Here is a 9,346-nt window from a genome sequence, read left to right as displayed (position 1 = left end):
TGCTCGGCGCACAACTAAAAGGCCTTACATAAAAGTAAGGCCTTAACTGCTTGAAGGTAACCGTCAGTTTAACGTAATTGGCTATCTTTACTTGCTCGACGGTTAAACAATGAATGTCGATGTGCGTCATGCTCTAATATTGACTGACATTCTATACACAAACGAACGCCTTTGATCGCGCGTCGTCTTTGTTCCGGAATCTCATCACCACACTCATAACAATAACGCAAACCCTCACCACCTCGAAGGTTTCCTCTTACACGAGAGATCTCATCATCAATGGTATTTTGTATTTGCTGGCTGACACTATCGTCACCTGCCCATCCTACGGCCATAAGCCCTCCTCAGTATTTGAACGAGAAAATCTATACCTACCGCGGTAAGAGCATATTATAGCCACATTTAAGGATTGTAATAATTATCAAAATCAATAAAACACTATTACACATAGGTAACAAAAATTATTTATTTCTCGCCACTGCACTATTCTATAGGCAATAAAAAACCCAGCCTGTTGGCTGGGTTTTATAAGTAACCTAATGCTTAATCAATCTAATTAACCTATGTGCGTTACGCCGCCCATGTATGGTTGAAGTACTTCTGGGATAGCAATACGGCCATCTGCTTCTTGGTTGTTCTCAAGGATAGCAACCATAGTACGACCAACAGCAAGACCAGAACCGTTTAGTGTGTGTACAAGTTCAGGTTTTTTCTCGCCTTTACGACGGAAACGAGCTTGCATACGACGCGCTTGGAAATCCCACATGTTTGAACAAGAAGAAATCTCACGGTAAGTCTCTTGTGCTGGAACCCATACTTCTAAGTCGTAAGTTTTCGCAGAACCGAAGCCCATGTCACCTGTACATAGAATCACTTTACGGTAAGGAAGCTCTAGAAGTTGAAGTACTTTCTCAGCGTGGCCAGTTAGCTCTTCAAGCGCTGCCATTGAGTCTTCTGGCTTAGTGATTTGTACTAATTCAACTTTGTCGAATTGGTGCATACGGATAAGGCCACGAGTGTCACGACCGTAAGAACCTGCTTCAGAACGGAAACATGGCGTGTGAGCTGTCATCTTAAGTGGCAGTTCAGCTTCATCAGTTATCGTGTCACGAACCATGTTCGTTACCGGTACTTCCGCAGTAGGGATAAGCGATAGAGTCTTAAGAGGTACGTCACTTACTTGCTCAGTCAGTGGGCTTGTGTGGAACAAGTCTTCGCCGAACTTAGGAAGTTGACCAGTACCGTAAAGGCTATCGTGGTTCACTAGGTACGGTACGTACATTTCTGTGTAGCCGTGCTCATCAGTATGAAGGTCCAGCATGAACTGAGCAATAGCACGGTGTAGACGTGCAAATTTGCCTTTCATCACGATGAAACGAGAACCAGAGATTTTAACTGCGCTAGCAAAATCAAGACCGCCAGACATTTCGCCAAGGTCTACATGATCTTTCACTTCAAAGTCGTAAGTCTTAGGTTGGCCCCAGCGAGAAACTTCTACGTTGTCGTCTTCATCTTTACCGTCTGGCACTTCTGCATCAGGTAGGTTAGGAATAGACATTGTGATCGTTTCTAGCTCAGATTGAAGGTCAGCCAATGCTACTTTAGCTTGGTCTAGTTCTGCGCCTAAGTTGCCTACTTCTGCAAGGATACGCTCAGCTTCTTCATGGTCGCCTTTTGCTTTGGCTTGACCAATGGACTTCGATCGAGAGTTACGTAACGCTTGTAGCTCTTCAGTTTTCATCTGAAGGGACTTACGTTTTTCTTCAAGTTCACGAATTGTCTCTACATCAAGGGTGAAGCCTCGACGTGCTAATTTTGCCGCTGTTTCATCCAGCTCAGCTCGAAGTAATTTAGAATCCAGCATTGCTAATCCTATGCTTTAGTTATTTGAATATTCAGTAGTTTGCTACTGAATCACTGCTAAACCCCTAAAACTGGTGCTATTTCGACCAATTTATAACGATTTAATTGAAATTTTATGACTAGGTAACGATATCCAAAAAAGACTACTTTTCATAGCGTTTTTGTGGGCTTTTTGCGTCCAAATCCGCCAGATAATCTAGCTTCTCGCCAATTTTGGTCTCTAAGCCTCGTTTTGTTGGGAAATAGTATTGCTTCTCTCCCATTTCAGGAGGCAGATATTTTTCACCCGCCGCGTAGGCTCCTGGTTCGTCATGAGCATAACGGTATTCTTGCCCGTAGCCCATGTCCTTCATCAAAGTTGTCGGTGCATTTCGCAAATGATGCGGAACTTCATACTCAGGCAGATTGTGTGCATCCGTTAACGCTTGCTTCCAAGCTGTGTAAACGGCGTTACTCTTTGGTGCACACGCGAGATAAACAACCGCCTGTGCAATAGCACGCTCACCTTCGGCAGGACCAATTCGAGTGAAGCAGTCCCAAGCGGACATTGCGACCTGCATTGCTCTTGGGTCAGCGTTGCCGATATCTTCAGAAGCTATCGCCAATAAGCGCCTAACGATATAAAGTGGGTCACACCCGGCTGCAATCATTCGAGCTGACCAATACAAGGCCGCATCAGGTTTTGAACCACGTATCGACTTATGGACGGCGGATATTAGGTCGTACCAAATATCACCCTTGTTATCGAAACGAGCGACTTTCTCACCAGCCACTTCAGCCAACAACTGCAAGGTTATCGCTTTCTCGCCTTTATCGTTGTCTTCTGCCATGTCATACAGCAGTTCAAGGTAGTTAAGCGACATACGCGCGTCGCCGTTAACCAGTTCTGCAAGGCGATCTAAAACATTATCAGCAAAATCAACAGGCACATCACCTAACCCACGTTGCTTATCTTCAATCGCTTGGCGAATGACAAGAGAAATATCATCTGTGTTCAGGGACGTCAGTTTGTAGACACGCGCACGTGACAACAAAGCGTTGTTCAGTTCAAAAGATGGGTTTTCTGTCGTCGCACCAATAAAGGTCACGGTGCCATCTTCGATATGAGGCAGAAAAGCATCTTGCTGACTTTTGTTAAAGCGATGGACTTCGTCCACAAACAGGATGGTTCTGCGCCCTGCTTGCTTGTTCTCGCGCGCTTTTTCAATTGCAATACGAATGTCTTTTACGCCCGAGGTTACCGCCGATACGCGTTCCACTTCAGCATTCGCATAGTTTGCTGCAACTTCGGCTAACGTCGTTTTACCGGTGCCCGGAGGCCCCCACAAAATCATCGAGTGGATATGGCCCGCTTCCAACGCTCTGCGAAGTGGTTTACCTGGGCCTAATATATGCTGCTGACCGATGTACTGTTCGACAGTTTCCGGTCTCATACGAGCAGCAAGGGGACGAAAATCTTCGTCCCCCGCAAAATCTAAGCTGTAATTACTCAATTGCAATCTCTTGATTCGTTGATGGCATTAATGCCTATCGACGTACTACCAAACGATCTGCTTGTTTAGATCAGTTTCTTTGGTCGTCGACCTCGACACCTTCCGGTGCCACAAAAGTAAAGCGGTCTGCTGCAGGTTTACCCAAATCAACATTGCTAAAGGTAAACTCACCTTTTTGACCGTCTTGTTCAATCACATTAAAGCCCTGAACAATGCCCTTTTCGGTGATATTAATCTGGAAGTCACCCTGATTAGAATCGACAGCAGTTGGCGTTAGCGTGAATTGGTTACCCGTTTGCGCCACATTATAATTATCCCAATCACTTTCTTGGTTACGTGTAAGCAGGACAAAAGGTGTCTGTGATGTCGCTTGCTCTTGCCAATAAATGCTCACTTGCTCAATGAACGGGCTGTAGTACCACAAGCTTTGGCCATCAGATACCAACAAGTTTTCATCAGGGAACGTGGTCTCCCAGCGGAACAGGCTTGGGCGTGCAATCTCTACCGTGCCCTCACCTTCCATAACAACATCACCATCAGGGCTGGTCACGACTTGTTTAAAGTCAGCGCTGAAGCCTGCGTTTAATGCCAAGCGGCTACTCAACTCTTCTTTCGGAGAAGCAAACACTGAGAAGCTCATAAATAAAAGTGCGAATACTTTTTTCATCAATAATCCTGTTAGAACATAAGTCGGTCATATTTTCGATTTGACCGACTGAATAGTTATGAGTTCCTACCGGAACTAATCTTTTGGTGGCGCTGGTGCTAAGACTTCTCGGTTACCGTTATGACCTGGAGCACTTACGATACCTTGAGCTTCAAGTTGCTCGACAATACGTGCAGCACGGTTGTAGCCAATCTTGAATCGACGCTGTACACCTGAAACTGAGCCACGACGTGAATGAACAACGTGTTCTACCACCTGATCAAACAGAGGATCGACCTCTTCATCACCTTCCATCTTCTCACCCGGAAGCAAGGTTTCTGGAGTTTGTTCGCCGTTGGTGATCTCATCAATATAGTTTGGCTTACCACGCGCTTTCCAGTTATTCACAACTGCGTGTACATCGTCATCAGATGCAAAGGCACCGTGAACACGAGTTGTATGGCTAGAACCCGGTGGCAAGTAAAGCATATCACCCATACCCAATAGTGATTCCGCACCACCTTGATCAAGGATAGTTCGTGAATCCGTTTTGGTTGATACCGTAAAGGCAACACGGGTTGGAATGTTCGCTTTGATAAGACCAGTAATAACATCCACTGATGGACGTTGCGTCGCTAGGATCAAGTGAACACCCGCCGCACGTGCTTTTTGTGCCAAACGTGCAATCAGTTCTTCAACCTTCTTACCAACCACCATGATTAGGTCGGCAAATTCATCAACGATAACCACAATGTAAGGCAGCTTCTCAAGCAATGGCGCTTCTGGGTCCATGCTGTCGCCCGGCTTCCACAGTGGATCGTGAATTGGGTGACCCGCTTCCGCTGCCATCTTAAGCTTATCGTTGTAACCTTTAATGTTACGAACGCCTAATGCTGACATCAGCTTATAACGTCGTTCCATCTCGCCAACACACCAACGAAGGGCGTTCGACGCATCTTTCATGTCGGTTACCACTTCAGACAATAGATGAGGAATACCCTCATAAACCGATAGCTCAAGCATTTTCGGGTCGATCATGATGAATCGAACATCTTCCGGTGATGCTTTGTAAAGCATACTCAGAATCATTACGTTCACACCTACCGACTTACCAGAACCGGTTGTACCCGCAACCAGAACGTGAGGCATTTTCGATAGGTCAGCAATAACCGCTTCACCTGCGATATCTTGTCCTAGGACCACTGTTGTTGGCGATTTTGCTTCTTGGAACTGAGGGCTAGCAACCACATCTGAGAAGAATACCGTTTGGCGGCTCATGTTAGGCAGTTCTAAGCCAACATAAGGCTTACCCGGAATCACTTCTACGACACGTACTGCCAATGCAGAGAGTGAACGCGCTAAGTCCATAGAAAGACCAGAAATACGGCTTACTTTCACACCTGGAGCCAGATCAAGTTCGAATCGAGTGATTACTGGACCTGGGAAAATGTCGACAACGTCTGCTTTGATCTTGTAGTCCGCTAGCTTAGATTCAACAAGACGAGCAATTGCCTCTAGCGCATCACGGTCAATAAAGGTTTCACGCTTTTCAGGGTGGAATAACAATTCAAGCGTGGGTAATGGCTCAGCAGGCTTAGGTAAATTAACATCTTGTTGAACCAAGAACGGGTTCTGCGCCGCTGCCATATTCGCTTGTGCTTCAGAGACAATGCTTTGGAATGCGGCGACATCTTGATCTTGATGCGCAGGTTCTTCTTCCGTTACTTCTTCCCAAGGAAGATCAACAGTTGGCTCTAGGTTTTGTGCTGTTGGCTGTTCAGGTTCTGAATGTTCTTCTTGATAAGGGAAAGGTTCAAACTGTTCTTCGATTAATGCTGCGTCAGCTAATTCAGCTTCAGCCTGTTCTGATTCAAGCTCTGAGCCCTGTTGGTAGCTTTGCTCTTCCGTAACATCAAACGGTGAAGGTTGTGCAGAGAAATCGTCTTCCACGGTTGCTTCTGGCTCGCCCATAGGTGAAGCGTATAAAGATTCAGGTTGAACATCTTCAGAACCAAATTCGCCATTTACTTGTGGTGAGCTATCTAATTCTGGTTCAGCACTTCTAAGGTCAGCATGAGCAGGGCCAACTTCTGGTTGTTCGTTCTGCATGTATTGTTGGTAAGCAACCTGAGAATCATGCGCGTCAACCTGATCTTGTTCTGCTAGGTCATCTTCATACATGGCCGCATTTTCTAGCTGCTCTATCGTTGCATTCAACTGTTTAGAGCGCTCAATACCTTCTTCTAGCGGTTCTTCTGGCGCTTGGTAAACAGCTGCTGCAGGGATCGTTTGCTCTGACTCAATTACCGCTTGAGGCTGAACCTGTAGTTCTTCATGAACAGGAGCTTCTTGTTTTGCAGGAGCATCGACAGGCATATGAATATTGTAATGACGCTTCGGCGATGCAGCATTGTCTCGCGCATTTGTCGCCACGTCTGCCGAATCATTGATCGCAGAAAAACTCATCGCAGGATCTAGCGGATCATGCTCTGTTGATTCTTTGTTGCCTTCTATAGCAGGAACATCGCGGTAAGTTGGCGCTTGATGCTGGTGATGACGTTCTTCGATTAAATCGCGGTCTGCTGATTCTCTTAATTGAGGCTCAAGCAGCTCTTGGTCTTGTCCACGAGCCTTATTAACAGCAGACGTGAAGAATTTGATGGCACATTCACCCAACCATTCCACAATACTTAACCAAGAAATACCGGTTAATAGAGTAAAGCCAGCCCCCCATAAGAAAAGAAGAACCAGCGTACTACCAAGAACATTCAACGTTGGAAGAGCAAGGCTTGTTAAGACGTCGCCCACTACGCCACCGGATGAAAAGTACCAGATGTCGTCAAAGTTGATATCCGCTAAACCACAACTCGTAAGAATTAGGATAGTCAGGCCAAGTAAGCGAGTGCCCCACAGCATGAAGTCGATCTGCTCGTCTTCATTACGTTTGCGGAATAATACCCACGCAGCAACCGTCACTAAGATAGGTAAAGGGTAAGCCAAAGAACCAAATACGAAGAAAAGCGTATCCGCCAACCAAGCACCTAGGTAGCCACCCGCATTTTGAATGTCACCACCCCACGCCGTTTGCGACCATGATGGGTCTGCAGGACTAAAAGTTAATAACGCAACGGCAAGTAGAATAGAGAAGAGAACACCGAGAATCAGACTGCACTCTTTGAGACGTTGAGAACCACTCAAACGAGGAGACTGAGGCTCTTCACTCGTTTTAATGATTGTTTCTACTTTATTACTGCTCTGCTTGAACATAAACCAACTTAATAATTAAACGGGATAAAAACATCTCGAGCGGCCAAAGCCGCTCGTTTCAATGAAACTACTGTTGATTTAACCATATCAAACAGAAAAACCCAATTCCAGAAAGCAAGAAAGCGGAACAAATGTCCGCTTTCTTTCATTTCACCAATTGTGACTAACGAGTTTTAATCACAAGTTGATTGGTTTGTTTCACTTCTTCCATTACTACGTAAGTTCGAGTGTCGTTTACGCCCGGTAGACGAAGTAACGTATCACCCAGTAGCTTACGGTAAGCACCCATATCAGATACACGTGTTTTTAGAAGATAGTCAAAATCACCCGACACTAAATGACACTCTTGGATGTCATCCAGTTTCTGCACAGCGGTGTTGAATTGTTCGAACACATCTGGCGCACCACGGTTCAACGTAATTTCAACAAACACTAAAAGTGAAGCATCAAGGTACTGTGGGTTCAGCAACGCTGTGTACCCAGTAATGTAACCTTGACGTTCTAAACGACGAACACGTTCAAGACATGGAGTTGGAGAAAGTCCTACTCGTTTTGAGAGTTCAACGTTTGAGATACGACCGTCTTTTTGCAACTCATTAAGAATGTTGCGGTCAATACGATCTAGTTCCTTGGACGGCTTCTTATAATTGTCTGCCATTTTTTATTCCACCTTATTACTTCCTTGCAAAAAAATATACTACAACTTTTTAATATTCAGTATCAAATTTTATCTAAACCTATCTATACTAGATATTAATTCGACAGAATTACCCTACATATAGATAAAACAACCAAAATAAAATGAGGAGTCAGGATGATCATTGGCGTACCTAAGGAAATCAAGAACCACGAATACCGCGTTGGTATGACCCCAGCTAGCGTGAGAGAACTAATCTCACACGGCCACCAAGTTTTTGTAGAAACCAATGCCGGTACTGGTATCGGTTTTTCAGACGATGATTACATCGCTGTAGGCGCATCCATTCTTCCTACTGCTGCTGACGTTTTCGCGAAAGCAGAGATGATTGTAAAGGTTAAAGAACCTCAAGCTGTCGAGCGAGCTATGCTTCGCGAAGGGCAAATATTATTTACCTATTTACACCTTGCACCAGATTTTCCACAAACTGAAGAGCTTATCAAGAGCAAAGCTGTCTGCGTAGCCTATGAGACTGTAACAGATAATATGGGTCGCTTGCCACTATTAGCACCAATGTCTGAAGTAGCTGGTCGTATGTCTATTCAAGCAGGTGCACAAACATTAGAGAAATCTAACGGTGGTTGTGGTCTTCTTCTTGGTGGCGTTCCAGGTGTTGAACCAGCAAAAGTTGTTGTTGTTGGTGGCGGTGTTGTAGGTGCTAACGCAGCACGTATGGCTGTAGGCCTTCGCGCTGATGTTACAATTCTTGACCGTAACGTAGATACACTGCGTCGACTTGATGAAGAATTCCAAGGTCGCGCAAAAGTGGTTTATTCTACTGAAGACGCCATTGAGAAGCATGTTCTAGAAGCAGACCTAGTAATTGGTGCAGTACTAATTCCTGGCGCAGCAGCTCCAAAATTGGTTACAAAAGAGCACATCGCTAAGATGAAGCCAGGTTCAGCAGTTGTTGATGTTGCAATCGACCAAGGCGGTTGTTTCGAGACTTCTCACGCAACCACTCACGCAGACCCAACTTACATTGTTGATGACGTAGTTCACTACTGTGTTGCAAACATGCCTGGCGCTGTTGCTCGTACTTCAACTTACGCACTAAACAATGCAACACTTCCTTACATTGTTAAGCTAGCGAACAAAGGCTACCGCGAAGCACTTCTATCTGATGAAGGCTTCCTAGAAGGTCTAAACGTTATTCACGGTAAAGTAACTTGTAAAGAAGTTGCAGAAAGCTTTGACCTTGAATACGTAGACCCAGCAGAAGCAATCGCAATGTTTAACTAATGATGTAATGACTAACTGAACGCAATAATCTTCTCGTTGAAGCGTTCAGTTAACTCATACACATTAAACAAAAAGCCAGTACGACATTATGTCGCGCTGGCTTTTTTGCGTTTATGACTTTATTTGCATTAATGAATT

Annotated in this window: 7 protein-coding genes; 1 reads left to right on the top strand and 6 read right to left on the bottom strand. The window is 45.1% G+C overall.

Features of this window, described 5'->3' with window-relative positions:
• Positions 1-68: 68 nt before the first annotated feature.
• From AB4371_RS10835 to lrp, 6 genes are all read right to left on the bottom strand, one after another.
• A complete protein-coding gene (locus AB4371_RS10835; RefSeq protein ID WP_136981604.1) occupies positions 69-335 on the bottom strand; it encodes a DksA/TraR family C4-type zinc finger protein in 267 nt (88 codons plus the stop codon).
• Between the two features lie 221 nt (positions 336-556).
• On the bottom strand, positions 557-1,864 hold the full coding sequence (gene serS / locus AB4371_RS10830; protein WP_017060250.1) for a serine--tRNA ligase: 1,308 nt from the start codon (positions 1,862-1,864) through the stop codon (positions 557-559).
• 142 nt (positions 1,865-2,006) lie between these two features.
• A complete protein-coding gene (locus AB4371_RS10825) occupies positions 2,007-3,356 on the bottom strand; it encodes a replication-associated recombination protein A (protein ID WP_372149689.1) in 1,350 nt (449 codons plus the stop codon).
• A 70-nt stretch (positions 3,357-3,426) separates the two neighbouring features.
• Entirely contained in the window at positions 3,427-4,023 is a 597-nt protein-coding gene (lolA, locus tag AB4371_RS10820) for an outer membrane lipoprotein chaperone LolA (RefSeq protein WP_017060248.1), read from the bottom strand.
• 75 nt (positions 4,024-4,098) lie between these two features.
• Positions 4,099-7,269, bottom strand: a complete 3,171-nt coding sequence (locus tag AB4371_RS10815) for a DNA translocase FtsK 4TM domain-containing protein (RefSeq protein WP_372149687.1) — start codon at positions 7,267-7,269, stop codon at positions 4,099-4,101.
• Between the two features lie 163 nt (positions 7,270-7,432).
• Positions 7,433-7,927 carry a leucine-responsive transcriptional regulator Lrp gene (lrp, locus tag AB4371_RS10810; protein ID WP_004734558.1) on the bottom strand — a complete coding sequence of 165 codons (495 nt, stop codon included), beginning with the start codon at positions 7,925-7,927 and terminating at the stop codon, positions 7,433-7,435.
• 156 nt (positions 7,928-8,083) lie between these two features.
• Here lrp and ald point away from each other — a divergent pair, with 156 nt between their 5' ends.
• Positions 8,084-9,208, top strand: a complete 1,125-nt coding sequence (gene ald, locus AB4371_RS10805) for an alanine dehydrogenase (protein WP_017060246.1) — start codon at positions 8,084-8,086, stop codon at positions 9,206-9,208.
• Positions 9,209-9,346 lie beyond the last annotated feature (138 nt).

Origin of the sequence: Vibrio sp. 10N.261.51.A3 (genome assembly GCF_041471965.1) — a bacterium.
Lineage (GTDB): Bacteria > Pseudomonadota > Gammaproteobacteria > Enterobacterales > Vibrionaceae > Vibrio > Vibrio crassostreae_C.
Note: the sequence above shows the minus strand (reverse complement) of the source record. Positions and strands in the feature narration are given on the sequence as shown.